The sequence below is a fragment of the Arthrobacter sp. Soil_N43 genome, from assembly GCF_057655195.1.
In genome coordinates this window covers 13317-37279 of record NZ_JBDGML010000114.1, presented here as the reverse complement: position 1 = coordinate 37279, position 23963 = coordinate 13317, and the positions used below count along the sequence as shown (strand labels likewise).

At 66.7% G+C, this 23963-nt stretch carries 22 protein-coding genes; 13 read left to right on the top strand and 9 right to left on the bottom strand.

Annotation, left to right across the window (positions count from 1 at the left end):
- Nucleotides 1-90: 90 nt before the first annotated feature.
- From AC3A3W_RS17410 to AC3A3W_RS17400, 3 genes are read right to left on the bottom strand one after another with little or no spacing between them, the layout of a single operon-like run.
- On the bottom strand, nt 91-3558 hold the full coding sequence (locus AC3A3W_RS17410) for an ATP-binding protein (protein ID WP_487444260.1): 3468 nt from the start codon (nt 3556-3558) through the stop codon (nt 91-93).
- Nucleotides 3555-4382, bottom strand: coding sequence for a DUF4194 domain-containing protein (locus AC3A3W_RS17405; protein WP_487444259.1), 828 nt, complete (start codon nt 4380-4382; stop codon nt 3555-3557). Before AC3A3W_RS17405 ends, AC3A3W_RS17410 begins: the two co-directional genes overlap by 4 nt.
- The gene (locus AC3A3W_RS17400; protein ID WP_487444258.1) at nt 4375-5832 is read right to left on the bottom strand and encodes a DUF3375 family protein; all 1458 of its coding nucleotides are present in this window, start codon (nt 5830-5832) and stop codon (nt 4375-4377) included. The genes AC3A3W_RS17405 and AC3A3W_RS17400 overlap by 8 nt, the downstream gene beginning before the upstream one ends.
- A 313-nt stretch (nt 5833-6145) precedes the next feature.
- Here AC3A3W_RS17400 and AC3A3W_RS17395 point away from each other — a divergent pair, with 313 nt between their 5' ends.
- The 3 genes from AC3A3W_RS17395 to AC3A3W_RS17385 all read left to right on the top strand — a co-directional run bounded on the left by AC3A3W_RS17395 (nt 6146) and on the right by AC3A3W_RS17385 (nt 9579).
- A complete protein-coding gene (locus AC3A3W_RS17395) occupies nt 6146-6448 on the top strand; it encodes a hypothetical protein (RefSeq protein ID WP_487444257.1) in 303 nt (100 codons plus the stop codon).
- Between the two features lie 62 nt (nt 6449-6510).
- Nucleotides 6511-8571 carry an acyl-CoA dehydrogenase family protein gene (locus tag AC3A3W_RS17390; RefSeq protein WP_487444256.1) on the top strand — a complete coding sequence of 687 codons (2061 nt, stop codon included), beginning with the start codon at nt 6511-6513 and terminating at the stop codon, nt 8569-8571.
- Between the two features lie 177 nt (nt 8572-8748).
- Entirely contained in the window at nt 8749-9579 is an 831-nt protein-coding gene (locus tag AC3A3W_RS17385; RefSeq protein WP_487444255.1) for a YrzE family protein, read from the top strand.
- A gap of 71 nt (nt 9580-9650) precedes the next feature.
- Here the strand turns inward: AC3A3W_RS17385 and AC3A3W_RS17380 are convergent, their stop codons facing one another.
- Entirely contained in the window at nt 9651-10058 is a 408-nt protein-coding gene (locus AC3A3W_RS17380; RefSeq protein WP_487444254.1) for a YchJ family protein, read from the bottom strand.
- Nucleotides 10059-10264: 206 nt separating this feature from the next.
- Between AC3A3W_RS17380 and AC3A3W_RS17375 the strand changes: the two genes are divergently transcribed.
- The 3 genes from AC3A3W_RS17375 (at nt 10265) to AC3A3W_RS17365 (ending at nt 13456) form a co-directional block, all read left to right on the top strand.
- Nucleotides 10265-11158 (top strand): hypothetical protein, encoded by an 894-nt coding sequence (locus tag AC3A3W_RS17375; RefSeq protein WP_487444253.1) that lies wholly within the window; start codon nt 10265-10267, stop codon nt 11156-11158.
- A gap of 70 nt (nt 11159-11228) precedes the next feature.
- Nucleotides 11229-12233 (top strand): aldo/keto reductase family protein, encoded by a 1005-nt coding sequence (locus AC3A3W_RS17370; RefSeq protein ID WP_487444252.1) that lies wholly within the window; start codon nt 11229-11231, stop codon nt 12231-12233.
- Nucleotides 12234-12349: 116 nt separating this feature from the next.
- Complete coding sequence (locus tag AC3A3W_RS17365) at nt 12350-13456, top strand: sulfite oxidase (protein ID WP_487444251.1); 1107 nt, start codon at nt 12350-12352, stop codon at nt 13454-13456.
- A gap of 15 nt (nt 13457-13471) precedes the next feature.
- Here AC3A3W_RS17365 and AC3A3W_RS17360 read toward each other — a convergent pair whose 3' ends face one another.
- Both AC3A3W_RS17360 and AC3A3W_RS17355 read right to left on the bottom strand, forming a co-directional pair.
- Nucleotides 13472-14248 (bottom strand): SDR family NAD(P)-dependent oxidoreductase, encoded by a 777-nt coding sequence (locus tag AC3A3W_RS17360; RefSeq protein WP_487444250.1) that lies wholly within the window; start codon nt 14246-14248, stop codon nt 13472-13474.
- A 97-nt stretch (nt 14249-14345) separates the two neighbouring features.
- Nucleotides 14346-15170 (bottom strand): sugar phosphate isomerase/epimerase family protein, encoded by an 825-nt coding sequence (locus AC3A3W_RS17355; RefSeq protein WP_487444249.1) that lies wholly within the window; start codon nt 15168-15170, stop codon nt 14346-14348.
- Between the two features lie 191 nt (nt 15171-15361).
- On the opposite strand from AC3A3W_RS17355, the gene AC3A3W_RS17350 reads away from it, so the two are divergent.
- The 7 genes from AC3A3W_RS17350 to AC3A3W_RS17320 all read left to right on the top strand — a co-directional run bounded on the left by AC3A3W_RS17350 (nt 15362) and on the right by AC3A3W_RS17320 (nt 21128).
- Nucleotides 15362-16699 carry an MFS transporter gene (locus AC3A3W_RS17350; RefSeq protein WP_487444248.1) on the top strand — a complete coding sequence of 446 codons (1338 nt, stop codon included), beginning with the start codon at nt 15362-15364 and terminating at the stop codon, nt 16697-16699.
- Between the two features lie 65 nt (nt 16700-16764).
- Nucleotides 16765-17631, top strand: coding sequence for a transketolase (locus AC3A3W_RS17345; protein ID WP_487444247.1), 867 nt, complete (start codon nt 16765-16767; stop codon nt 17629-17631).
- Nucleotides 17628-18632, top strand: a complete 1005-nt coding sequence (locus AC3A3W_RS17340) for a transketolase family protein (RefSeq protein ID WP_487444246.1) — start codon at nt 17628-17630, stop codon at nt 18630-18632. Before AC3A3W_RS17345 ends, AC3A3W_RS17340 begins: the two co-directional genes overlap by 4 nt.
- 121 nt (nt 18633-18753) lie before the next feature.
- Nucleotides 18754-19413 (top strand): GntR family transcriptional regulator, encoded by a 660-nt coding sequence (locus AC3A3W_RS17335; protein ID WP_487444245.1) that lies wholly within the window; start codon nt 18754-18756, stop codon nt 19411-19413.
- 143 nt (nt 19414-19556) lie between these two features.
- A complete protein-coding gene (locus AC3A3W_RS17330; protein ID WP_487444244.1) occupies nt 19557-20456 on the top strand; it encodes a glycosyltransferase family 2 protein in 900 nt (299 codons plus the stop codon).
- Between the two features lies 1 nt (nt 20457).
- A complete protein-coding gene (locus AC3A3W_RS17325; protein WP_487444243.1) occupies nt 20458-20646 on the top strand; it encodes a DUF2795 domain-containing protein in 189 nt (62 codons plus the stop codon).
- Nucleotides 20647-20744: 98 nt separating this feature from the next.
- On the top strand, nt 20745-21128 hold the full coding sequence (locus tag AC3A3W_RS17320; protein WP_487444242.1) for an RNA-binding S4 domain-containing protein: 384 nt from the start codon (nt 20745-20747) through the stop codon (nt 21126-21128).
- Nucleotides 21129-21143: 15 nt separating this feature from the next.
- Here the strand turns inward: AC3A3W_RS17320 and AC3A3W_RS17315 are convergent, their stop codons facing one another.
- Genes AC3A3W_RS17315 through AC3A3W_RS17305 form a run of 3 tightly spaced genes read right to left on the bottom strand, consistent with a single transcriptional unit; the run spans nt 21144 to nt 23715 of the window.
- Nucleotides 21144-21794 (bottom strand): dihydrofolate reductase family protein, encoded by a 651-nt coding sequence (locus tag AC3A3W_RS17315; protein WP_487444241.1) that lies wholly within the window; start codon nt 21792-21794, stop codon nt 21144-21146.
- Nucleotides 21791-23308: a DUF4389 domain-containing protein gene (locus AC3A3W_RS17310; RefSeq protein ID WP_487444240.1), complete on the bottom strand. Its 1518-nt coding sequence runs from the start codon at nt 23306-23308 to the stop codon at nt 21791-21793. Before AC3A3W_RS17310 ends, AC3A3W_RS17315 begins: the two co-directional genes overlap by 4 nt.
- The gene (locus AC3A3W_RS17305) at nt 23305-23715 is read right to left on the bottom strand and encodes a hypothetical protein (protein ID WP_487444239.1); all 411 of its coding nucleotides are present in this window, start codon (nt 23713-23715) and stop codon (nt 23305-23307) included. Before AC3A3W_RS17305 ends, AC3A3W_RS17310 begins: the two co-directional genes overlap by 4 nt.
- Nucleotides 23716-23963: the final 248 nt, after the last annotated feature.

Sequence of the window (23963 nt, the reverse complement as noted above, 5' to 3'; positions counted from 1 at the left end):
CTCCCACTAGGGAACCGTCAATAAGTCCATCGATTTGTTATAAAGATCCCGGCAAGGTTACGGGGATGTGGAGCCGCGGCCAACCCCGGCTCAGCGCAGCACGATGTCCACGGGGTTGGCCTCGGACCGCCATTGGCCTCCGGATCCGGGCCTGGCTCCGATCACGGGGGCGGTCAGTACGCCCGAGCGGTTGGTGCGCTTGTCCCGCAGGATCTCCGTCACGGAGCCCAGGTGCCGGGACAGGTCGATCACGTTTTCCGGGGCGGCCAGGAGCAGCTGGAAGCCGAATTCGTGCAGTGCCTTGATGCCGGCGCCGGCGAATTCCTCGGAGGCCAGGACGAACGCTTCGTCCATCATCACGGTGCCGTAGGTTGTGAAACCCTGTTCCGCGATCCCCAGCTGGTAGCTCAGCGCCGCCGCCATTATGAACGCCGTGAAACGCTGCCGCTCACCGCCGGACATGGAGCCGGTGTCGGCGTGCATGAACACGTCGGTCCGCTTGCCGCCGCCCGACTTTCCGGCAGGCACATCCACTTCGCGGTGCTCCTTGCACTGGATGAACAGGTGGCCGCGCACGTCGAGCACCTCCGCCCGCCAGCGCCGGTCCTCCGGGGCCTGCGAACCCAACCGCTTGACCAGCGTTTCCAAGGACTTGTAGCGGTTGGTGAGCTCGGCGTCGTCGTCGGTGTCCGCTCCGGCGGCAGACCTGCCGTGGCGCGAATGCCGGGTTTTCAGCGCGTTCTGGATGGCGTCCTTGAACTGCTTGGCGGTGGCCGGGAGGGTCTGCTTGATGTCCAGTTCCAGGAAGCTGCCTTCATGGAAATTGACCTCGGAGAGAATGCCGTTGAGCGGCAGGATCCGGCTCGTGATGGAGCGGCGTTCCTCGTCCAGCAGGTGCAGCAGCGTGCTGAACGATTCGTGCGTGCGCTGGTTGAAGAACTGCCGGAATTCGGCCTCCTGGGCGGGCAGGCCGTCGCTGACAATCGCGTGGTAGCGGGCCTCGAACTCCCCCGCGGCGCCGATGGACGTGCCGTGGTCGGCCGAGATCGCCGTGCCCCATTCGCGGACGAAACCCTCGAAGATCCGGGTGAGCCGCTCGGCCGTCGCCTGGCCGCGGGATTCCGCGGCGTGCAGGTCCCCCAGCAGCCGGGTTTTGACCCGGGCGGCCAGGTTGTCCAGCTCATGCATTTCCGTCACGTCGCCGAAGCCCTCGAAGTACGGCTCCAGCGCGGCGGCTGCGGAGTCCGACGGCGGAGCCTGGTTCAGGCGGGTCCGCGCCGCTTCCAGCAGCGAATCGGCAGCCGTGAGCTGGCGATCCAGCGCCTTGTACTCGCTCTGCAGCACGGCGGCCGCTTCGGTGCTCGACTGGTGCTTCTGGCGGGCCGCCTCGACATTGGCACGCAGGGGCTCGAGGTCTGCCTGCGCCGCAAGAGCGTCCTTGAGCCGCTGCTCAATCCGGGCAAGTTCGTCCGCGGCGACCACCGCGGAGACCTGCTCCCAGGGACGGTGGTCCTCGGCCACCCGGCGCAGCGCCTCGAGCTGCCGGGACATGCCCTGGTGGGATTCCTCCCTGCTCTGGGCGAGCTCGGCCGCCGTGGCCAGCTCCTGCTGCAGGTCTGCCACCTGCGCCGCGACGAGTTCCATCTTGGAGGCGTTGTCGAAGCCGAGGACGTAGTCCTGGCGGCCGGTGAAGCGGTCGTCCTTCTCCACGGTGTGCCTGTTGCGCTTGACCACGCCGCCCAGGCTCAGGCCCTTGTCGAGCCCGGCAAGGTCGTCCGGGTTTTCCACACAGGGGTAGGCGAAGTCCAGCGCGATGCGTTCACGGATCCACTCGCCTGCCTGCGCGGAGCCGCCGTTGTTCCCGGTGGTGAGGATATCCAGCTTGGTCAGCAGATCGCCGTCGGACACGTCCTCCACAGCCAGCGCACCGCCGGCGAGCGGCTTCGAGACATCGACGGCGCGGAGGGCACCGCGGACGGAGTGGTCGTTCAAATAGCGCGTGACGGCGGCGAAGTGCTCACCCGGGACCAGCAGCGTGGTGGCAAGGTTGCGCAACGCCCGCTCCGCGGCGGGCCGCCACCGTTCCTCGCCCTCGGCGAGGTCAATCAGCTCGCCGCCGAACGGCATGAGTTCCTCGGGGATGCCTGTGGCTGCGGCGATGGCAGCGCGGTTCTCAATGCTCGACGGCGGCAGCAGCGATTTGCGGGTCTTCAGGGAGACGAGCTCCTGTTCGGCCGCGGCGAGTTCACGCTTCTTGGTCGCGTGCCCGTCAAAGGCCTCGAAGCGGAGTTCCTTCAGGGCCTCCGAGTCGTCCCTGAGTTCGGCGGCGCGCGCGGCGGCCTGTTCGTGCGCCTGCTCCCATCCCCCGGCCGTCCAGTCCAGCTCGAGGCCGGCGTCGGCGAGCGACTGGCGGGCTGCTTCCTCCACCTGCTGCCGGAGTTTGAGGCCGACCCGGGCGTTCTCCAGCGACTGCTCGATGGAGGAGATGGCGTTGCCGCCCTGGTTGTTGTATTCAGCCTCGAGCTGGCGCAGTTCCTTGGCAAGGCCGTCACGGACAGCCCGCTCGGCGCCGAGTTCCTTGGCCTTGGCCTGCGCCAGTGCCTTGAAGCGGGCGAGGGTCTTCTCGTGGATCGTGACGGCGAGCCGCTGCCGGTACGCCTCGAATTCCTCGCCGGCGAGTTCCCGGAGCCGGTTCGCGTCCAGCAGGGACTGGGCATACTCCCGGTTCAGCTCCGGCACCGGGGCAAGCTGGTCGCGTTGCTGCCGCACGTCCTCAAGACGCTGCCGGATGGACATCAGATTGCTGAATTCCTCCACAACGCCGTCCGCAGCGGCCAGCGTCGCCGGCGCATCCAGCACCTGGTCCCGGAAGAACGTGTTGACGCTGCCACCTAGGCCCTTGCCGGCCTGGATCACGCGGAGCAGCGGCAACGCCTGGTCCGAGTTGATGCCCAGCAGGCGGCGGAACCGCTCGGCGAAGGCCTTGTGCACGTCGAAGACCTGCGCGTCCGGGAAGATGCCTTCAAGCGCCGCCTTGGTGAAACGCTTCTCGGCAATCCCCTCAATCGCGGCAAGGTCCAGGGGCTCGTTGTCGATCAGGTAGTACCGACCGACGCTGGACTCCGTGCCGTTCTTCGGCAGGTCGAACAGCGCGGATACCGTCACTTTGGTGCCCGCTGCGTTGTCGAACGTCAGGGCGACGGCGGACCACGTGGCACCGGGGCGCTGGAAGGCACTGGCAGAGCCCTCGCCCACGGCCTTGTCGCCCACCTTGCCGCGCATGTACGTGAATGTGGTCCTCTTGTCCTCCACCGACCCGCCGGAGCGCTGCGCCGCGGCCTCGTTGGAGCGCGGACGGGCATCAAATACGCGCAGCATGGCATCGAACAGCGTCGACTTGCCGACCCCCGAATTGCCCGTCAGCAGCGTGCCGTTGCGGTCCACGTGCATCGTGTGGGCGCCGTGGAACGTGCCCCAGTTGACCACCTGCACCATGGCCAAACGCATCTGGCCGGGGTTGGTGAGTTCACCCATCGGCAGCATGGTTGCGATGCTCACTTGGCCTCCTCCGTCTCGCTGGTCGAGGTTGTGTCACCTTCAGCGTCGTCCTCTTCCTCGGTTTCGACAGGCTCAACCAGCGGGTTGTCGTCCAGCTCTAGCAGCGCCTCGGTGCCCGTGGGGTCTGCTGTGGCTGCCATCAGGGCTTCAATCTGGGCCGGGATGTCTCCAATGTTTTCGAACGGGAGGGCCAGCGGGAGGGCGTTGGAGATTGTGTAGACGTCATCCAGGCCGGTGGTGAGCAGGAGCTGGCGCGCGAGGAGCTTCGTGATCGCCCGGTTAACGACGTCCGAGTCACGGAGGGCGTCCTGCTGCCCGGCCGGCTGGTAGTGCGCCACGAGTTCGGCGATTTCTTCACGCGTGATCGTGGGGTCGGTCTGGGCTGTGACGTGGCGGTCAAGCAGCAGCCGAAGGCGGAGCAGCACGATGGTTTCCACCCGGCTCAGGGCACGCTGCTGGCGCAGGATGCTGGAGCGGGTACTGCCGCCGATGGCCTCGGGGTCGACGGGCCGCAGGACGGCGATCTTGCGCTCGTGGTCGAGCTCCAGGGTGAGGAACAGCTCGGAGAGCCGGCTGCGGAGGATGAGCTGGTTGTCCAGCAGTGTGGTCCACAGCTTTTCGTCGCGGCCGCCGTCGACGTACGGGCCTTTCAGCAGCTTCACAAGCGCTTGACGCACCCTCATGGAGAGCACGCCGGTGTCACCGGGGAACAGCGCCGCGCCGTCGACGAAGGTGTCCCGCGGGCGGACTGAGAAGGGGTCCGTCCGGGTTTCGACAGGCTCGACCACCGGGACAGGCTCGACCAGCGGGGTATTTTCAGTCATGGGAATCCTTCGAGAGGGTGACCACCGGCAGGTAGGCCCTGCGCGTGGTGCCGTCAATCTGTTCAAACTCGACAGCGTCCCAGGCTGCGCGGTCGAAGCCGGCTCCGTCGTGGAGGGCATGGGACAGCAGTGCGCGGATGGAGTTGATGTGCCGTTCCCCGGGAGGCAGCTGCTCCCAGGCTTCGGTAAGGGAAGCGGCGCCCGCCATGGCTGCCCGGATGGCCTCCGGGTGTGCCTTGCCGGTGCGCGGCGATCGCACGCGGTCGGAGTCGCTGAACGCGATCGGGTCCGCAAGTTTGGGCGGGGCCGCGAATTCGTCGGGATCGAACAGCTTCACCATGGCCAGGGATTCGAAGCCTGCGTTGAAGAGCTCCGGGCCGGGGACTAGGCCTGGCCGCTCACGCTCATACGGAAGGGACCGGATGGCCTGTTCGGCCTCGCGCAGCACCTTGCGGAGCCGGACGGACTGGCGGAAGTCATCGCTCTGGACGTAGGTGTTCAGGCTCTCGCTGAGCTTGCCGTAGATGCGCTGGATCTCGCTGTGCTGCTGGCGGAGCTCGGCCACGAGGTTCTTCAGCGTTTCGCGGTCCTCCGCCGAAAGCTCGTCCGCGAACTGCCGGCTGAGCACCTCGCCGATCGCAGAGCGGAAGCGCAGCTGCTGCTGCGGGTCTTCGAGGAAGGCGGTGAAGGAACGGAAGGTCCTCCCCTCCGGGCTTTGCCGCAGCCGCTTGTCCGCCTCCAGCACCTGGGCCATCGTGGCGCCCTTGGTCAGCGATTCCTCGATGATCTGGTTGCGCAGCTCGCCCACAAGCTCCTCAATGCGGTCGCGCATCTTCTTGTAGTCGGCGGGCAGGCTGGCCGCGAGGTCCAGGATGTTCCCGGCGGCTTCCACGGCTTCGTCGTCATCGAGCAGCCCGTCAAAGTCCCCGGAACTGATGTCCTGGATGAGCTGCTGGCGCTCCTCGATCTCCTCCTCCAGCGACTCCAGGCGCGCGCTCTGGTCCGGGTTGGTTTCGTTGGCGAGTTTCTCGACGTCGCCCAGCAGCGTGCCCAGACGGGAACCGTTCAGCGTGGAGCGTTCGCTGGAAAGACTGTCCAGGAACGCCAGCACGCGGGCGGCCGGTTCCGTGACTTCGTAAACGATCTGTCCGGACTGGTTCCGCCGCGTCAGGAACTGCTTGCGCGTCCATTCATCGCCAAAGGACTTTCCATTGGCCGCACCACCCAGCCCCGGCTCCTGGCGGCGGAGCTGCTCAAGGAAGGAGTCGACGTCGGCATGGAACTCTTCGAGCGGAAGCTGCGGGCGCGTACGGGTGAAGGACGCCTGCAGCACCGCAATCACCCAGGGGGCGGAGCGGGTGAGTGCCCAGGCGGGCCCCTTAGTCAGGAGCTCAAGGTCCCGGAGCCGTGCGCTGATGGCGTCAGCGGAGGACGCGGCGGACCGGGGCACACACTCTCCTTGGTTGCGACTTGGTTGCGACGGGGATGGTTGGGCAGCGGGAAACCCGAAAACTGCCAAGTACAAGGTTAACGCAGTGCCCTCGTTCCGCCTTCGCCGGCTCTACGGGGCCCGGCGTTTTCTGCCGGGCAACGAAACCTCTGTGGCTGGTGTGGTTATTGAGACAAGTCCGTGACCTACGGAGCAGTATGATTTCGATCCCGTATCAACAGGCCCGACCCGCCTGAAAAGCTGTGGATGGACGCGGCTCCGCACCCTAGGCTCGTGCTACTGATCCAACCGCAGCAACGGCGCAGGGGGAAGCATGCAGTTTGACCTAAGTGCAGTGGAGAACGCCACCCTGGTGTTCATCGGAACGCTGGTTTTTGCCTTGGCACTGGTTCTGTTCGTGGCGGTGGCGGCGATGGCCGCGCTCGTCCTGGTGGGCGTCGGACGGCTGGCCTGGCTGGTTGTTGCGGGCACGCTGCTGGGCATGGTGCACGGCCTCAACCACCTGTGGGACCGGCTGGTCCACCACGCGTCCACGGTCGAGCTCCCGGGTGATTTTGCGGGACAGCCCTCCCCTAGCACGGGTACTTACCCGCGGGTAGCATTGAGGGACAGCTGAAGGGTCCTCCACCCGCGGCGGACCCAGGGCTTGAGCCGGTCACCGGTTAGAGGAGATGCCCCGTGAGCTCCGCCACTGACAGTCCCGCCACTGAGAGTCCCGCCACTGACGGTTCAGTTAACCGGCCACAGGCCGGCGCGGTCCCGCCCAGCGACAGCCTGGAATCCGAAACGCCCATAGCCGCCGAGAAGATCGGAGCCGGCGCATCCGCCGAGGATGCCAGGGCCGTCGCCGAGGCGGCCCGCGAAACCGAGTGGGAGCAGCCGAGCTTCGCCAAAGGCCTGTACCTCGGCAGCTTCGATCTCAGCCTCATCCATCCGTGGCCGGCAGCCAAAGCCGATGACGTGGAGCGCGGCGAGGCCTTCATGGAGCAGCTCACGGCGCTGTGCCGGACCATGTCCGGCCGGGCGATTGAGCGCGACGCCAAAATTCCGGACGAGTACCTCAAGGCGCTGGCTGACCTTGGCGTGTTCGGCATGAAAATCCCGCGGGAGTACGGCGGGCTGGGGCTGTCACTGGTGTACTACGGCCGGGCGCTGGGGCTGCTGGGCTCGGTGCACCCCAGCCTGGGCGCGCTGCTCTCCGCCCACCAGTCCATCGGCGTGCCTGAGCCGGTGAAGGTGTTTGGCACTGCCGAACAGAAGCGGGAGTACCTGCCGCGCTGTGCCGCCGGCGCCATTACCGCTTTCCTCCTCACAGAGCCCGACGTCGGCAGTGACCCCGCCCGGATGGGCAGCACCGCTGTCCCCTCCGACGACGGCGAGGCGTACATTCTGGACGGCGTGAAACTCTGGACCACCAATGGCGTGATCGCGGAACTGGTGGTGGTGATGGCCGTGGTGCCGCGGCACACCGGTTCCGATGGCACCGTCCACAAGGGCGGCATCACCGCCTTTGTGGTCGAGATGGACTCGCCGGGCATCACGGTGGAAAACAGGAACGCCTTCATGGGCCTGCGCGGCATCGAGAACGGCGTCACCCGCTTCCACCAGGTCAGGGTTCCTGCGGCCAACCGGCTGGGGCGCGAGGGCCAGGGCCTGAAAATTGCCCTCACCACGCTCAATACCGGACGGCTGTCCCTTCCGGCCCTGTGCGTTGCCACGGGGCGCTGGAGTTTGAAGATCGCCCGCGAATGGTCCAATGCACGCACCCAGTGGGGGCGGCCGGTGGGCAAGCACGAGGCCGTGGGCAAGAAGATCGCCTTCATTGCCGCCACGGCGTTCGCCCTGGATGCCGTCTTTGAACTGTCCGCCGAGATGGCCGACGCCGGGCAGAAGGACATCCGCATCGAGGCCGCCCTCGCCAAGCTGTGGTCCACGGAAATCAGCTACCGGATAGCCGACGAGCTGGTGCAGATCCGCGGCGGCCGGGGTTTCGAAACCGCCGAGTCGCTGGAGGCCCGCGGCGAGCGGGCCGTCGCCGCGGAGCAGCAACTGCGTGACTTGCGCATCAACAGGATCTTCGAGGGGTCATCGGAGATCATGAAGCTGCTGATCGCCCGCGAGGCGGTGGACGCCCACTTGGCCGCCGCCGGGGACCTCGCGTCCGCCGACGCCAGCCTGTCGGACAAAGCGAGGGCCGCCGTCGGGGCCTCCGGCTTCTATGCGAAGTGGCTGCCCAAACTGGTGGCGGGCGCCGGCATGGACCCCCGGTCCTACGGCGAGTTCGGCCGGCTCGCCAAGCAGCTGCGCTTCGTGGAACGGTCCTCACGGCGGCTGGCCCGCCAGACGTTCTATGGCATGGGTCGCTGGCAGGCAGGGCTGGAGCACAAGCAGGCATTCCTCGGACGGATCGTGGACATCGGCGCCGAGCTCTTTGCCATGGCCGCGTGCTGCTCCCGGGCGGAGATGCTGCTTCGCACGGCTCCCGAGCGGGGCGCCACGGCGTTCGAACTCGCCGAAGCCTACTGCGAGCAGGCCCGTGTCCGCGTGGACGAATACTTTGACCAGCTGTGGCGGAACACAGACGACGGCGACCGCGATCTTTCGCGCAAGGTCCTCGCCGGGGATTACGTGTGGCTTGAGGCTGGCGTGCTGGACCAGTCCGAAGGCACCGGGCCCTGGATTGCCGACGCCTCGCCACGAGCGTCCGTCAAGGAAGACTTGCACCGGAAATACCGCTGACCAGCGAAGGAGCAGGGCCGGCCGCGGGGAGGGCGGCACGAAAACCTAAATAGTAAGCATTCTTGCTACGAAGGATTGAACGGAGTTAGCTAGAAGTGAGGCCAGGCCTTGGCCTCGGCATTGCGATGCCCGGCTTAGACCTTGAGCCTGGTCCGTTCAATGAAAGTGAGACGTTCGATGAGCAGCCCAATCGGTTCCGAGGACAGACGCCCCCGGCATACCCAGTCCGGGCGCAGGCCCGACGACACTCCGGTCTACGACGCCACCCAGTCGCGCGAGGCGGATACGCGAACCGGCGACACCGGCGCACGGGACACTGACACCAGCACCAGGGCGATGACCACCCAGGCGCCGTACGCCGAGCGGGACTATGTTCCGGCCCCGGAGGACGATGACGCGCGGCAGCATTCCGACCCCAACCTCGCCTCGCGGGAGACGGCTATCGCCCGTGAAAAGGAGGCCTTCGGCGGGGTCAAGGTGGGCTCGGCGTTCTTCGGCTGGCTGGCCGCCACCGGCATGGCGGTGCTGCTGACGGCCCTCGTGGCAGCGGCCGGAACGGCCGTGGGGCTCGCCACCAATCCCGACGTCAACGCGGCCATTGGCCAGGCGGCGTCGAATCAGACGGTGGGCCTTGTGGGCATGATCGTGCTGCTCGTGATCCTCTTCGTTTCGTATTACAGCGGAGGCTACGTGGCCGGGCGGATGGCCCGGTTCAACGGCGCCAAGCAGGGCATGATGGTGTGGATCTGGGCGCTGATCGCCGCCATCATCGTCGCTGTCCTGGGGATGATCGCCGGTGAACGGTTCAATATCCTAGCCCAGCTGAACAGTTTCCCCCGGATTCCCGTGAACGAAGGCCAGCTCACCACCACCAGCATCATTGCCGCCGTCGTGGTCGCGGCGGTGGCCCTGGTGGGTGCCGTCGTTGGCGGCATGGCGGGCATGCGGTTCCACCGCAAGGTGGACCGGGCAGGCTTCACGCCGACGGCCGACTACGAGGAGCGCTAGGAGCCGCGGCGGGTGGAGTCCGGCGGGCCGCACCTTCAGGGCAGCGGCGGGGTCCGCTATGTCTGGTCCCGCTACGTCTGGTGAAGGACGACGGCGTCGAGGTAGTACCAGCGGCGGTCCACCTTGAGGAAACGGCTGGTTTCGTGATGGACGCCCCGCTCGCCGTCCTGCCTGAAGTGTGCCCTGAACTCCACGGTTCCCTGGTTGTCCAGGGGGCCGCCGCGGCTCGTGGACACGATGTCCAGCCGCCGCCACTCGAGCCCGGGGTCAAGGTCCAGCTCGGAGGGCCTGGTGTCCGGATGCCACGTTTTCAGCAGGTAGCCGGCATCCAGGAGGACGAAGGCGCTGTACCGGGACCGCATGAGCTGTTCAGCCGTCGCGGCGTCCGCGGCTCCGCTGTGGAAGCGGCCGCAACAGCCCGCGTACTGCTCGCCCGAGAGGCACGGACAGTTGCCGGTATAGGTCTGGGACTGGCTCACGGAATTCCCTGAAATTGTGGACGTAAATTGCTGTTTCCGACTATATGCCCCAGTCGGCAGGCCCGTCCGGTAACAGCTTCGAAACGACACCCGCCCGGCCTTGCCATGCGGGCACGTCGGCAGTAAATAGTCCGTAAGGTGGTAAGGGCTGTTGCACGTAGGCAATACCGCGGAATGCGGCAGCGGCGAGTTGGTAGGAGGGTGACGTGGAAGATCCGACAACGGTTGCGCTGAACCTGACCTTTTTCGGCACGGTGTTTGTGGCCTTTCTCATGTCGCTGGGGCTGTTCATTGCTTTCATCGCGATGCTGGTCATCGCCGGTGTGGGCCGGCTGCTCGTGCTGATCGTGATGGCCCTGTTCGGCTGGTTCCCAAAGAACGACACCGTCGAAGTTGTGCGGCTGTCGGTCGGCCCCCAGCAGGAGGCCGCCCCGTCAGCAGGATCACGTCCCGGCACAGCACTTTCCGGCCAGGACCGCGCTGCCAAGCCGCGACCCACGAAAACAGCGAAACCGCTGCCCGGGAAGACGGCGAAGGAACGGCCAGCGAGGGAACCCCGCGCACCGCGCCCGGTACGGGCGCCGCGTCCTCCTGTGGACTGGAAGACATTGATGACCCGCGCCGGCCTGCAAAAGGCGCTCCGCACCGCCGTCGACCATCATCCGCTGCTGACAGCGGCACGTCCGGTGCCGCCTGTGCTGGCAAAGGACTGGGCGGAGGCGGTTGCCGCTGCCGACGCCCGGGCCGTGGCCAGGGCACGGGCGACTCATCCGGTGCTCGAAATCCCGGTCCCGGACTCCCCCATCACGGACGTCGGAGAAGTGGTGAAGGTGGCACCGCTGGTGGAATCGGCGCTGCACGGCGGCCAACGCGGCCCCCTCACGAAGGTTCCGCCCCGGCCGTCGCGCGCCCCCGGAGCCGGCATGGCAAATGGAGCCGGGAGTCCACAAGCGGTCCAAGCGGTCCAGTCATCGTTGGCAACGTCTGCGCAGCCGCCGCGCCCGGCCAAGAAGCCGGGCAGCACGGGCCACATGGCCGTTCTGGACACAGGGTCCATGGTCTCGCTCGCGCAGCATACGGAAAACCGCGTCCGGTCCTGAGCGGAAGACACTGCAGATACTGCCCCGGCATCCCTTACCCTGAGCAACCATCTCCGCTAGCGTGAAACCCATGGACTTCAGATACCTCGGAAACAGCGGCTTTAAAATCTCGGAAATCACGTTCGGCAACTGGCTGACGCACGGCTCCCAAGTGGAGAACGACGTCGCCACCCGGTGCGTGCGGGCAGCGCTTGATGCCGGCATCAGCACCTTCGACACCGCCGATGTGTACGCCAATACGGCCGCCGAGACGGTCTTGGGTGAGGCGCTGAAGGGCGAACGGCGCCAGTCCATCGAGATCTTCACGAAGGTCTTCGGCCCCACGGGCCCCAAGGGCAAGAACGACGTCGGACTGTCCCGCAAACACATCTTGGAATCCATCGACGGCTCGCTCAGCAGGCTGCAGACGGACTATGTGGACCTGTATCAAGCGCACCGCTACGACTTTGAGACGCCGCTGGAAGAGACCATGCAGGCGTTCGCGGATATCGTGCGGCAGGGCAAGGCCCTGTACATCGGTGTCAGCGAGTGGACTGCAGAGCAGCTGCGGAACGGGCACGCGCTGGCGAAGGACTTGGGATTCCAGCTGATCTCCAACCAGCCCCAGTACTCGATGCTGTGGCGCGTTATCGAAGAAGAGGTGGTCCCGGCGTCGGAGGAGCTGGGTGTCTCCCAGATCGTGTGGTCCCCCATGGCGCAGGGGGTGCTGAGCGGCAAGTACCTGCCGGGCCAACCGCTGCCGGAAGGCAGCCGTGCGACCGATGACAAGGGCGGCGCCAGGATGATCCAGCGCTGGATGCGCGACGACGTGCTGGCCGCCGTGCAGGAACTGCGGCCGGTTGCCGAGGAAGCCGGCCTGACCATGCCGCAGCTCGCCGTGGCCTGGGTGCTGCAAAACCCCAACGTGGCGTCGGCCATTATCGGGGCCTCGCGTCCGGAGCAGATCGGCGACGCTGCTGCGGCGTCCGGAGTCACGCTCGAGCCGGAGATCATGAAGAGGATCGATGACGCGGTGGGCTCCCTCGCCGAGCGGGACCCTGCGCAGACCAAGTCCCCGGCAACGCGCGAGGCGTAAGAGGCGGAAGCGAAGAACAGGCCGGCAGAAAATGCATTGACGGCTTTGCGGGCGCGGCGTAAACCTGTCAAAAGGGGATCCGCCCGCCCGCAGAACCGAGCAGAATCGCGAATGCCATGTCCAAGGTGATCTACAGGCGCCGTAAGTCCGTCCGGCCCGCGCATCCGGAGGAACCCACCTACGGTCCGCTGACCAGCCAGGAGTTGCAACTCGCTGCGCGGAACCACTCGATGCCGCTGGAGGTGCTCCGTGAGGATGTCACCCCGCCCGGACTGCACTATGTCCTGACGCACTTCGACATCCCCCACGTCGATGCGGCGGCCTGGCACCTGCAGATCGGCGGTGCGGTGGAGCGGGCCATGGAACTGGGGCTTGCCGCCCTGAAGAGGGATCCGGCGATCAGCATGCCGGTCACGCTCGAATGTGCCGGCAACGGCCGTTCGCTCCTGAGGCCGAGGCCGCTCAGCCAGCCCTGGACCCTCGAAGGGGTGGGCACGGCCGTGTGGACGGGTGTTCCGCTGGCCTACCTGCTGGGACAAGCGGGGATTGATCCGGAGGCCACCGAGGTAGTGTTCACCGGCCTGGATGAAGGAATCCAGGGCGGCGTCCGCCACCACTACGCACGCAGCCTGCCCATCGCGGAGGCCCTGCGCGCAGACGTGGTGCTGGCCTACAAGATGAACGGCGCGGACCTGCCGCCGCAGCACGGCTACCCGCTGCGTCTGGTGGTTCCCGGCTGGTACGGCATGGCCAGCGTCAAGTGGCTGCAGTCCATCCAGGTGGTGGCCTCGCCGTTCCAGGGCTTCCAGCAGTCGGTCGCGTACCGCTACCAGCACACCGCGGACGACGCCGGCACTCCGGTGACGCGGATCAGGGTCCGTTCGCTGATGGTTCCGCCGGGCATCCCGGACTTCTTCACGCGCCGGCGGCACCTGCCCCGGGGCCCGGTGCTGCTGCGAGGCCGCGCCTGGTCCGGCGAGGGCCCGGTGACGGGCGTTGAGGTCGGCATTGACGGCCACTGGGCGCCCGCGCAGCTGGACAAACCGGCCGGCCCCTTTGCGTGGCGCGGCTGGAGCCTGCCCTGGGTGGCAGATCCGGGCGAGCACGAACTGGTATGCCGTGCGAAGGATGCCACGGGCGCCATCCAGCCGCTCGAACAGCACTGGAACTACCAGGGCATGGGCAACAACGTGGCCCAGTGCGTCCGCGTCACCGTCGAATAGGCGATGCGTGTCCCGTTAGTGCATGTGGCTTCCGCCGTTGATGTCGATGGTGGTGCCGGTCAGGTAGGCGGATTCCTCGGAGGACAGGAAGGTGATGACGGCTGCGACTTCCTCTGTGGTGGCGTTGCGGCCCAGGGGGATTCCGGCGTTGATGGCGGCCTCCTGCTCCTCGGTGCTGCCGACGCGGATGTTGGTGTCCACGGCGCCCGGAGTGATGGCGTTCACGGTCACGCCGGAATCGCCGAGTTCGCGGGCGAGGGCCTTGGTGAAGCCGAGGATGGCGGCCTTGGCTGCGGAGTAGGGGACTTTGCCAAACACGCCGCCGCCGCGCTGGGCGGAAACGGAGGACATGTTCACGATCCGGCCCCAGCCGTTGTCGATCATGTCCGGCAGGAAGGCCTTGGTGACAAGGTAGGTGCCGGTGGAGTTCACGGCCATGACCTTGTTCCAGAGGACCAGCGTGGTTTCCAGGAACGGAACAGGTGAGGTGATTCCGGCGATGTTGGCGAGGGCGCCCACAGCGGGAAGCGTGCCGGCGCCGACTTCGGCCGCCACCGCCTTGTACGCGGCGGTGACGGAGTCTTCGCTGGTGACGTCGACCTCGTAGCCGAACGCCGGCACGTTGAATTCATTGCCGATTTCGGCGGCGACCTTCGCGGACTTTTCGCCGTCGAGGTCCAAAATCACCACTCCCCAGCCTTGGCTGGCGTAGCGGCGGGCTGTGGTGATGCCGATGCCCCGCTCGGAGGTGGCCCCGGTGAGGACGGCGGTGCGCTGGATGGTGGTGGTCATGATGGCTCCTTGGGTTTTTTGGTGTCGTGTCGTGGATCGATTGCTCAGTAACTGCCGTTTTGAGGGCTCATAACGGCGGTAACGGAGCAATCGACGGTTAGATGAGGTCGGTGATGAAGCTGGCTGCCTTGGCAGCGGCCGCCGGACGTTCCCCGTGGGTCACGTCGCGGGTTTCGAGTTCCAGGCTGAAGTGGCCGGCGTACCCCTGTTCGGCCAGCGAGCGCAGCCCGGCGGCAAAATCAGCCTGGCCATTGCCGATGCTGAGGTTGATGTTCCCCGGCACGGCATCGCGCAGGTGCACGTGGGCTATCCGGCCCTCGTGGCGCCGGAGGTATTCCAGGGGATCCTCGCCGGCGGCGACGATGTGGCTGAAGTCCATGACGATCCCGACGCCGGAACCGGCCAGCCGCTGTGCCAGCAGTTCTGCCCGCTCCAGGTTCCAGCAGAACCGCAGGAAGTGCAGCGATTCAGTCCAGAGCTCGACGCCGAACTCCGCCGCCCGCTGGCTGGCCCGGACGAGCTGGACTGCTATTTCGTCCAGGTCCTCCTGAAGGCTCCGGACCGGTTCATGGCTCAGCCGGCCGCAGGGAAGAACCAGGGCCTTGGCTCCGGATTTGGCCGTGAGGGTGAGCAGGGCGTCAAGGTGACGGTCCCGCGCAGCCTGCCGGCCGCCGTCGGGCACTGCGTTCAGATCCCCGATGTCCCCGTTGACGGAGCGAACCCGCAATCCGGATTCGGCCACGTCCTTGGCCACTGCTGTGACCGCGTCTTCATCCAGCTCATAGGGAACGTGGTCGCAGACGCCGGGAAGGGCACCCAGGTCGATCTCCTCGAAGCCCATGCTCCCGATGGTCCGCAGGGCGGTCGGCAGCTCCTGGTGCCTAAAGCTGATGGATGAGCACCCGAGTCGGGAATGGAACATCGTCGTTGATCCTCTGGTTCGTGCCCGCCGGGCGGTAGTGATGGACACCACAGTAGCGGGGTCGACTGTTAACAGTCAACCTCCTAAGTTGACTGTTGACATTGAAGATGAGCTGGGTCACACTGGGACGCATCTTGTTAACAGTCGACAGCACTGATGCCTCTTCAGCCGCTCTTCGAAAGGGAACCACCATGAGCAACGAAGCTCTGAAAATGCGGGGCCACGTCCATGGCACCAAGGATGCAAAGCGCGTAGCCATCGGGTCTGGCGTCGGCGCAGTCATTGAGACCTACGACTTCATAGGCTTCGGCACCGCGGCCGCGCTGTACTTCGGTACAGCGTTCTTCCCGACCGGCGACCCCGTCACCGGAACGCTGGCCGCCTTCGCCACGCTGGGCGTCGGCTTCGCGGCCCGTCCGATCGGCGGCATCATCGGCGGGCACCTGGGCGACAAAGTGGGCCGAAAGCCCGTGCTGGTCGCCTCGCTCATCCTCATGGGTATCGCCACGTTCTTCATCGGCCTCCTGCCCACGTACGAGCAGGTGGGGCTGCTGGCTCCGGCGCTGCTGGTCTTCGTCCGCATCGTTCAGGGACTGGCCTTCGGCGCTGAGTGGGGCGGCGCCATCCTGATGAGCTACGAGCACGCACCCTGGAAGTCCAAGGGCAAATACACCGGCATCGTGCAGGCCGGCTTCCCCGTTGGCCTGCTCCTGGCAAACCTGGTCTTCCTCGTCAGCGTGAATCTGGGCGGCGAGCTCGCCTGGCGCGTCCCCTTCCTCGCCAGCATCGTGCTGGTGGTTGTCGGCCTGATCATCCGCTCCAAGGTCCCCGAGTCCCCCGTGTTCGACGAGGTCAAGGAAAGCGGCTCGATCGTCAAGTCCCCGATCGTCGAGGTCATCAAGACTGACTGGCGCAGCATTGTTCGGGGCATCGGCCTGCGCATCGCGGAGACCGCCGGTTACGCCGTCTCCATCACGTACATGATTTCCTACCTCCACACCCAGCAGCTGGCAGATAAGACCCAGACCCTCGTAGCCCTATGCATCGCCTCGGCCATCGGCATCTTCGCCACCATGGCCTGGGCACGCCTGACGGACAGGGTGGGCCGCCGGCCCCTGTACGTCTGGTCCTGCGCCTTCGCCGCGTTGTTCGGCATCCCCATGTTCCTCCTCGTGAACACCGGAATGTTCATTTTCGTCATCGCCACCATCGTGATTTCCTACGCCGTCTGCCAGAACTCCCTGGCCGGTGCCCAGGGCCCGTGGTTCCCCGAGCTGTTCCAGGCCAAGACCCGCTCATCCGGCGCCTCACTGGCCTACCAGATCTCCGCCATGGTCTCCGGATTCACCCCCTTCATCACAACCCTGCTGTTCGTTTCCCTGGGCTGGATGGGCCCCGCACTCCTCTTTAGCTTCTATGCAGCCATCGGGCTTTGGGCCGCACTCGTCACCCGGGAAACCTGGGGCAAGCGCGAGCGCCAGCTTGCGGATGAAGTCACCAAAAGCACACCGCAGTCGGTGAGTGTCTGATGACCGCCGTCCACGAAGCAGGCCCGCAGCCGCTGCACACCCGAGAACTACCCAAGAAGGAACGAATGACACAGGAAACTGCCGCAGAACGCCTCGAACAGGTCGGGGCCGCCGCCTACCGCATCCGCCACCACGCCCTCACCATGGGCGAGGTCCAGGGCCAGGGCTATGTGGGACAGGCACTCGGCGCGGCGGACATGCTCGCCGCCGTTTACTCCGACCAACTCCGCTTCCGTGCCGAGGACCCGCACTGGGAAGCCCGGGACAGGTTCCTGCTCTCCACCGGGCACTACGCCATCGGCCACTACGCGGCCCTGGCCGAGGCCGGCATCGTCCCCGTGGAGGAACTCGAGACCTACGGTTCGGATGACTCCAGGCTCCCGATGTCCGGCATGTCCACCTACACCCCCGGCATGGAAATTAGCGGCGGCTCCCTGGGCCACGGCCTGACCATCGCTGTGGGCATGGCCCTGGGCCTGCGGCACCAGGGCTCCGACGCCAGGGTCTACAACTTCCTCTCCGACGGGGAACTGGACGAAGGCTCCACCTGGGAGGCCGCCATGGGCGCCCACCACCACCAGCTCGGCAACCTCACCGCGATGGTGGACATCAACGCCCTGCAGGCCGACGGCAAGACCGACACCGTGCTGCGCACCGAACCGGTCACCGAAAAGTGGGAAGCCTTCGGCTGGTACACCCAGCGGGTGGACGGCAACGACGTCGGCGCACTGCTGGCAGCCTTCGACAACGCCGCCGCCCAGGCCGCAGCCGTCGGACGCCCCTCCGTGATCCTCTGCGACACCAAGGTCGGCCGGGGAGTCCCGCTGCTGGAAGACCGGGAAAAAGCTCACTTCATGCGCATCGAAGAACACGAATGGCAGACCTGCCGCGAGCAGCTGACCGCAGGATACGAAGGAAAGGCAGCCCGATGAGCACCGCCACCGTGAAGGGCACCGCCCCCAAGCTCAAGACCTCAGCCATGATTGCGTCCTTCGCCGATCCCGGCCAGAAAACGGCCCCGGCACCGTTCGGGCACGCACTGGTCAAGGCCGCGCAGGAAAACGACAAAATCGTGGGCCTCACCGCCGACCTGGGCAAATACACCGACATGCACATCTTCGCCCAGGCCTTCCCGGAACGGTTCTTCCAAATGGGTATGGCCGAACAGCTGCTCTTCGGCGCAGCAGCAGGCCTCGCCGAGACCGGCCTGGTGCCCTTCGCCTCCACCTACTCCGTGTTCGCCGCCCGCCGCGCCTACGACTTCCTCTGCCTGGACGCCGCCGAACCGAACCTGAACGTCAACATCGTCGGCGGACTGCCCGGGCTCACCACCGGGTACGGGCCCAGCCACCAGGCCACCGAGGACATGGCGATCTTCCGCGGCATGCCCAACCTAACCATCGTGGACCCCTGCGACTCGGTGGACATAGAACAGGCCGTACCGCAGCTTGCCGCCAGCGAAGGACCCACCTACCTGCGCCTGCTGCGCGGCAACGTGCCCACCGTGCTGGACGAATACGGCTACACGTTCGAGCTCGGCAAGGCGAAAGTGCTGCGCGGAGGCAACGACGTGGTCTTCGTCTCCAGCGGGCTCATGACCATGCGGGCCCTGCAGGCCGCCAAGGCGCTGGCGGCACACAACGTCGACGTCGCCGTCGTCCACACCCCGACCATCAAGCCGTTCGACGCCGCCACCGTCCTGGCCGAAATCAACACCGACCGCCTCGCCGTTACCCTGGAAAACCACTCCATGGTCGGCGGCCTGTTCGAAACCGTCGCCTCCGCCGTCGTCACCGCCGGCCTCGGCAAGCGGGTGGTGCCTGTCGCGTTGCCGGACAAATTCCTCGACGCCGGAGCCCTGCCCACCCTGCACGAACGCTACGGCCTGTCCGTGCAGCGGATCGTCGCCAAGGTCCTTGCAGAACTGGGCTGACACACGCCGCTGAAAGAAGCGCGGGGGCGGCACCTGCCGTCACCCGCGCTTCTGCCGTAGCATCTACTGTTAACACAGCGACTGTAAACAGTCGACCACTAACATTTGGGGAGAACCACCAATGGCCGCGCCAACAGCGTCCCTCCTGGGACTGCAGAAGAAGAGCCTCCGCGAGCAGGCGCTGGCCGCGTTGCGCACCGCTATCACCAGCGGCGCACTGGAACCCGGCCGCCACCTGGTGGAAACCGAGCTCTCCGACATGCTGCAGATCAGCCGCGGAACCCTCCGCGAAGCCCTCCGCCAGCTGGAGCAGGAAGGCCTGCTCTCCGCAGGCCCCCGGGGCCGCCTCTCCGTCCGCCACCTCGATGCCAAGGAAATCCGCGATATCTACTCCGTCCGGGCCGCCCTTGAATCCCTGGCGGCCCGCACCCTGTGCGAGCTGCCGGAGCGCCAGCACGTCATCGAGTCGCTCCGCGCCGCCATCCAGGCCATGGAGGAGGCCACCAAGGGAACGCTCGAGGAGCGGATCGAATCCGATCTCGAATTCCACCGCACCATGTGCCGCCTCACCGGCAACGAAACCCTGCTTCACTCGTGGGAATCGCTGGAGGGGTCCATCCGGATGTCCATCATGTTCGCCGGGCTGGAAAAAGGCGTCAAGAACATGAGCGTGGCCCGCCATCACGACATTGTGGCCGCCATCGAGACCGGCGACGCCACCCTGGCGCGCAACACAATCCGCGAACACATGGACTCCGCCGCCGCCGTGCTGGTGGCGTAAGGCATTCCGACCGGGCAGCAAGCGTACGCAGTCTCCAGCCGGACGCCGCGCCGACTCGCCCGTGGCGCGTTTAGGAACCACGCCGCCGGGGTATCTGGACAGTGCACCCGTTCGGACAAATCGGCCCTCGAAAGGCGGTGGTCATGAATCGCCACACTTCGGCCAGCTGGGCCACAGGACAGACGCCCGACGACGCATCCCTGGACATCCTCATCCCCACGCGCAACAGGCCTGCCGAACTGGCCGTCACACTCGCCGGTCTGGCCGCTCAAGCAGGCCCCGTTTTCCGCCTGGTGGTCAGCGACCAGTCAGACGGATATCCCGTCTGGGACAAGGCGCCGGTCTCTGCCATCCTGCGCGTGCTCAGGGCGCAGGGGACGGAAGTCGGGCTGCTCCGCCACCTGCCGCGCCGGGGCCTGGCCGAACATCGCCAGTTCCTCCTGGAACAGGCGCGCACAGACAAGGTGCTCTTCCTCGATGACGACGTGTGGCTGGAGCCCGGCGCGCTGGGACGGATGAGCGAGGCACTGGACGAGCTCGGCTGCGGCTTTGTGGGCATGGCACCGCAGGGCCTCTCGTATCTTGCCGACCGCAGGCCGGAACAGACCGGGGCTTTTGCTGCGTGGGAGGGTCCGGTCATGCCAGAACGCATTCGGCCGGAAGAGCCTGCTTTCCAGCGGTGGCCTCTGCACAGTGCCGCCAACCTGAGCCACCTCAGCGCCGAACTGGGCCTTGAGCCCGGGCAATGGCTGCCCTACAAGGTGGCCTGGCTGGGCGGCTGCACGATGTTCCGGCGCCAGGCGCTGGAGGAAACCGGCGGCTTCCGATTCTGGGAGCAGCTGCCGCCCGAACACTGTGGCGAAGACGTGGTGGCCCAGTGGCGCGTCATGGAATCCTTCGGGGGCGCAGGAATCCTGCCCACAGGCGCCGTTCACCTCGAGTCGCCCACCACGGTTACGGACCGCAGCGTGGAGGCCTTCGACCTGATCCTCCCTGACTCACCGCAGGAACCTGCCCTACCCCTGATCAAGGAAAGGAACTGACATGAGCGAAAACGCGATAGAGGTTCAGAAATTTCTCGGCGGTATCAGTTATCCCGCCAGCCGTGACGCCCTCATCGCGCATGCCCAGGAATCAGGCGCGGACGGGAATGTCCTCACTGCGCTGGAAAGCATTCCGGACAAGGAATACGACAGCCCGACAGCCGTCAGCTCCGCCGTCTCGGATTCCTAAGACCTGCCCTCCCGAGGCTCCCGCTCCCGGCAGGCCCCGGCTTTCCGCACGCCTCCGACTCCCGGGGAGGCTGACAGGGAATATACTCGGCAGCAGTCATGAGCAGCCTTCCGTCAGCCCCCGCAACCGTCCGCATTGATGCGTGGCTGTGGGCCATCCGTGCCTACAAGACCCGGTCCGCCGCCACTGCTGCATGCCGGGCCGGGCATGTCCGGCTCAACGGAAACCCGGCGAAGGCGTCGCAGTCGGTGGTGCCCGGCGACACTGTCCGGGTTCGCCAGCAGGGATACGAGCGCATCCTCGAGGTGCGGCGCCTGATTGCCAAGCGCGTCGGTGCGGAGGCTGCCTCGCACTGCTTTACCGATCACACCCCTCCGCGCCCGATCGCCCCGGCGCTCGGTCTGCCGCAGCGCGACCGCGGAACAGGGCGGCCCACTAAGAAGGACCGGCGCGAAATGGAGCGCCTGCGCGGCCTCGGCTGAATGCAACGCGGCGCCTCAGTCCTTGACCTGCTCGCGGCCGTCCCGGACCTCGAACTCCCCCACCTCCAGGTCAGCGGCACCGAAGGCGGCGGGCAGCAGGGTCAGATGGACCGCACCTGACGACGTCGCCTTGCTCCCGGCCAGGGTGAATGCCGACGGCGTGGCGCCGGGTTCGAAGAGCCGCTTGCCCTGGCCCAGGACCACCGGGAAAACGATCAGCCGGTACTCGTCCACGAGGCCGGCGTCGTGCAGGGCGCGGACCAGCCGGTAGCTGCCGTGGACCTGGAGCTCCCGGCCCGGGCCTGACTTGAGGTCGTCAACGGCCTCGAGGAAATTCGCGGGGAGGATGGTGGTGTTGTTCCACGTCGGCTCGGTGAGCGTCGAGGACACCACGTACTTGGGCAGGCTGTTGAGCGCCTTGGCTACGGCGTCGTCCGGGTCCGTAACCTGTTCCCAGTAGGGCTGGAACATCTGGTAGGTGGTGCGGCCCAGCAGGATGGCGTCGGCTTCGGCGAACCACCCGTTCACGATCCTGCCCATGTCCTCGTCGAAGAGCGGCACCACCCAGCCCCCGTATTCGAAGCCGCCGCTGGTGTCCTCGTCCCTCCCGCCCGGACCCTGCATCACGCCGTCGAGGGTCAGGAACGTGTGGACCGTGAGTTTCATGGTGCGCCTTTCGGAGGATTGGTCGGTAGCGTTTCTCCCGGATCGGCCGGGCCCATGTCGAGGCGGAACGGCGGATACTCGTCCCGCATGAGTGCCACGTATGCGGTGACGCGGTAAACCCAGCGGTTCAGCCCGAGCAGCAGGTCGAAAAGGCTCGGGAGATACCGGCCGGTGAACAGCAAAATAACGGCGGCGATGAACGTCAGCAGTGCGATCAGCGACAACGCACCGCCCGACGCGTAGCGCGCCCCGTACCCCGACCAGTCGTCGTCGGACGCCACCCAGGTCCGGGACGTCCCGGCGAGCACCCCCACTATCAGCAGATGCGGGATGGCGAGCAGCCAGGACTTGACCAGCACCAGGCCGCGCGAGAGGCGCTCCGGGTAGTCGACGTCGAAGTCGGCCGGATAGTCGGTGCGGGCCAGGGTGAAGGGCGGATAGCGGTCCGTGCCGATGGCCGTGAAGGCATAGAAGGACACCCGCCAGCTCCACCGCAGCACGCCCACATTGAAGTTGAACAGCGAGCGCGGATACCGGGCCGTGAACAGGATCGCGAACCACGCCACGATGGAGGTGACGATCAGGGCGAACCACAGGAAGAACAGCACGATGAGGTGCGGGATCGCCAGGAACCACTTGACCAGCCACATCCAGCGGGACAGTGCAGGGTCGAGGCGGCCATTAAGGCGGGCGGGGTACGGCACGTTGGAGAAGAGCCCGACGGCGGGCGGCGGGGGTGGCGGGGCCGCGCCGCTGCCGGCGGGGCTGGTGGCGTACGGGGATCCGGCTGCGGGAACGGCGGAGGGGGGTCCCGCCGTCGGACGTTGCGGCGGCGGACCGTGGCGGCCCAGACCCATGGCACCCGCGACGATCAGCGGCACGCCGATGGCGAGCAGCACGAGTCCGGCGATCAGCAGCCCCACGAAAAGGGGCCACAGCAGATCGGAGCGAATGCCGCCCTGAAGGTCCGCCGCAATGGGGGCGGTGGCGTCAGCGTTCATCACCACGATGGCCCAGCTGCCGGGCCGCAGGTCCCACCGGAGTTCCTGGGTGCCGGCGCCCGTGGCGGAGGCTGCCCAGAAGGTCTGCGCGCCGGGGCGGGCGGGAGTTCTGGTGCCGGGAACGTCCCGGTACTCCACCCTGAAGGGCCGCAGTTCGAGTTCCCTGATTTCCGACCGCCTCACGCCGTCGAGGTACCGCGCCACATCCTGCTGCTCGGCCACGCCGATGAAGATGTCCTTGCCCGCGGTGGCGGACGCTCCGCGGATGAGGATGCTGCCCGCGGTGTCCGACGGGATGACGTCCGGCAGGCGCTGGCCCACCATGATGTCCACCCCCACGGATGTGATGGCGTTCGAGCTGGCCTCGAAGCGCTCCGTTGAGGACGTGAAGAAGCCCTCGTCCCGCTGCTGGATGTTGAGCCATCCGGTTCCCGCCGCAGCGGCGACCAGCCCCAGGCCCAGCAAAGCCGAGAGTGTGCCGAGGACGAGCATCACCATGCGTCCGGGTTTCATACCTTCTCCTGCCTCTTAAAAGGCCGCCCCTTTGGCTGCCTTCTTTTCTGTTCGCCATGGAGAGGGTGGGCAGCGGCGGCCTCCGCCGGGTGGCTGCCGTGCATGTGCGGCGGATCCAGGATCCGCAGCGGGCAGAGCAGACCCTTGTTGCCGGACGTGATGGCGAGGCTGTTGAGCTGGGCGGGATCGTGCAGGACGCTGACGGCGTCCGTGGCCGCCCGCGCGTGCGTGAGGTCAATGACGATTTCGCGGCCGGGCAGCAGCGCGCTGGTCCTGCGGGCGATCACGTACAGGGCGCGGAGGTTGGCGACGGTAACCGTTCCGCGCACCTCGATACTGGCCGTTTGCAGGTGGTCATCGATATGGACGTGGACCTTGAGCCGGTGCTGGGTGACGGTGCGATCCACGGCGATCACACCTTCCGGACGGGTTGCGGCAAGCGTGGAAGACTGTGCTGGGTGTAGGCGGTGCTGTGCATGCGGCTGAGGCTCCCCATCTCCTGCTCTGCGGGAACGGCCCGGGCAGCCATGCCACTCCCCAAAATATGGCGAGACCGTTGACGTCAGCGGACCGCGGCCCCTCCCCCGACGTCCTTGTCGGAACCGCGCGTTCAGCTCCAGAATGCACCCTCCAACCGTTGCTGTGAAGAGGCGGC

Excerpts from the sequence above, each read along its gene's own strand:
- AC3A3W_RS17320 (WP_487444242.1), top strand. The coding sequence starts at position 20,745 with ATGAGCAGCCTTCCGTCAGCCCCCGCAACCGTCCGCATTGATGCGTGG.
- AC3A3W_RS17365 (WP_487444251.1), top strand. The coding sequence starts at position 12,350 with ATGTCCAAGGTGATCTACAGGCGCCGTAAGTCCGTCCGGCCCGCGCAT.
- AC3A3W_RS17345 (WP_487444247.1), top strand. The coding sequence starts at position 16,765 with ATGACACAGGAAACTGCCGCAGAACGCCTCGAACAGGTCGGGGCCGCC.
- AC3A3W_RS17310 (WP_487444240.1), bottom strand. The coding sequence starts at position 23,308 with ATGAAACCCGGACGCATGGTGATGCTCGTCCTCGGCACACTCTCGGCT.
- AC3A3W_RS17315 (WP_487444241.1), bottom strand. The coding sequence starts at position 21,794 with ATGAAACTCACGGTCCACACGTTCCTGACCCTCGACGGCGTGATGCAG.
- AC3A3W_RS17330 (WP_487444244.1), top strand. The coding sequence starts at position 19,557 with ATGAATCGCCACACTTCGGCCAGCTGGGCCACAGGACAGACGCCCGAC.
- AC3A3W_RS17340 (WP_487444246.1), top strand. The coding sequence starts at position 17,628 with ATGAGCACCGCCACCGTGAAGGGCACCGCCCCCAAGCTCAAGACCTCA.
- AC3A3W_RS17385 (WP_487444255.1), top strand. The coding sequence starts at position 8,749 with ATGAGCAGCCCAATCGGTTCCGAGGACAGACGCCCCCGGCATACCCAG.
- AC3A3W_RS17350 (WP_487444248.1), top strand. The coding sequence starts at position 15,362 with ATGAGCAACGAAGCTCTGAAAATGCGGGGCCACGTCCATGGCACCAAG.
- AC3A3W_RS17370 (WP_487444252.1), top strand. The coding sequence starts at position 11,229 with ATGGACTTCAGATACCTCGGAAACAGCGGCTTTAAAATCTCGGAAATC.
- AC3A3W_RS17405 (WP_487444259.1), bottom strand. The coding sequence starts at position 4,382 with ATGACTGAAAATACCCCGCTGGTCGAGCCTGTCCCGGTGGTCGAGCCT.
- AC3A3W_RS17355 (WP_487444249.1), bottom strand. The coding sequence starts at position 15,170 with ATGTTCCATTCCCGACTCGGGTGCTCATCCATCAGCTTTAGGCACCAG.
- AC3A3W_RS17335 (WP_487444245.1), top strand. The coding sequence starts at position 18,754 with ATGGCCGCGCCAACAGCGTCCCTCCTGGGACTGCAGAAGAAGAGCCTC.
- AC3A3W_RS17360 (WP_487444250.1), bottom strand. The coding sequence starts at position 14,248 with ATGACCACCACCATCCAGCGCACCGCCGTCCTCACCGGGGCCACCTCC.
- AC3A3W_RS17395 (WP_487444257.1), top strand. The coding sequence starts at position 6,146 with ATGCAGTTTGACCTAAGTGCAGTGGAGAACGCCACCCTGGTGTTCATC.
- AC3A3W_RS17325 (WP_487444243.1), top strand. The coding sequence starts at position 20,458 with ATGAGCGAAAACGCGATAGAGGTTCAGAAATTTCTCGGCGGTATCAGT.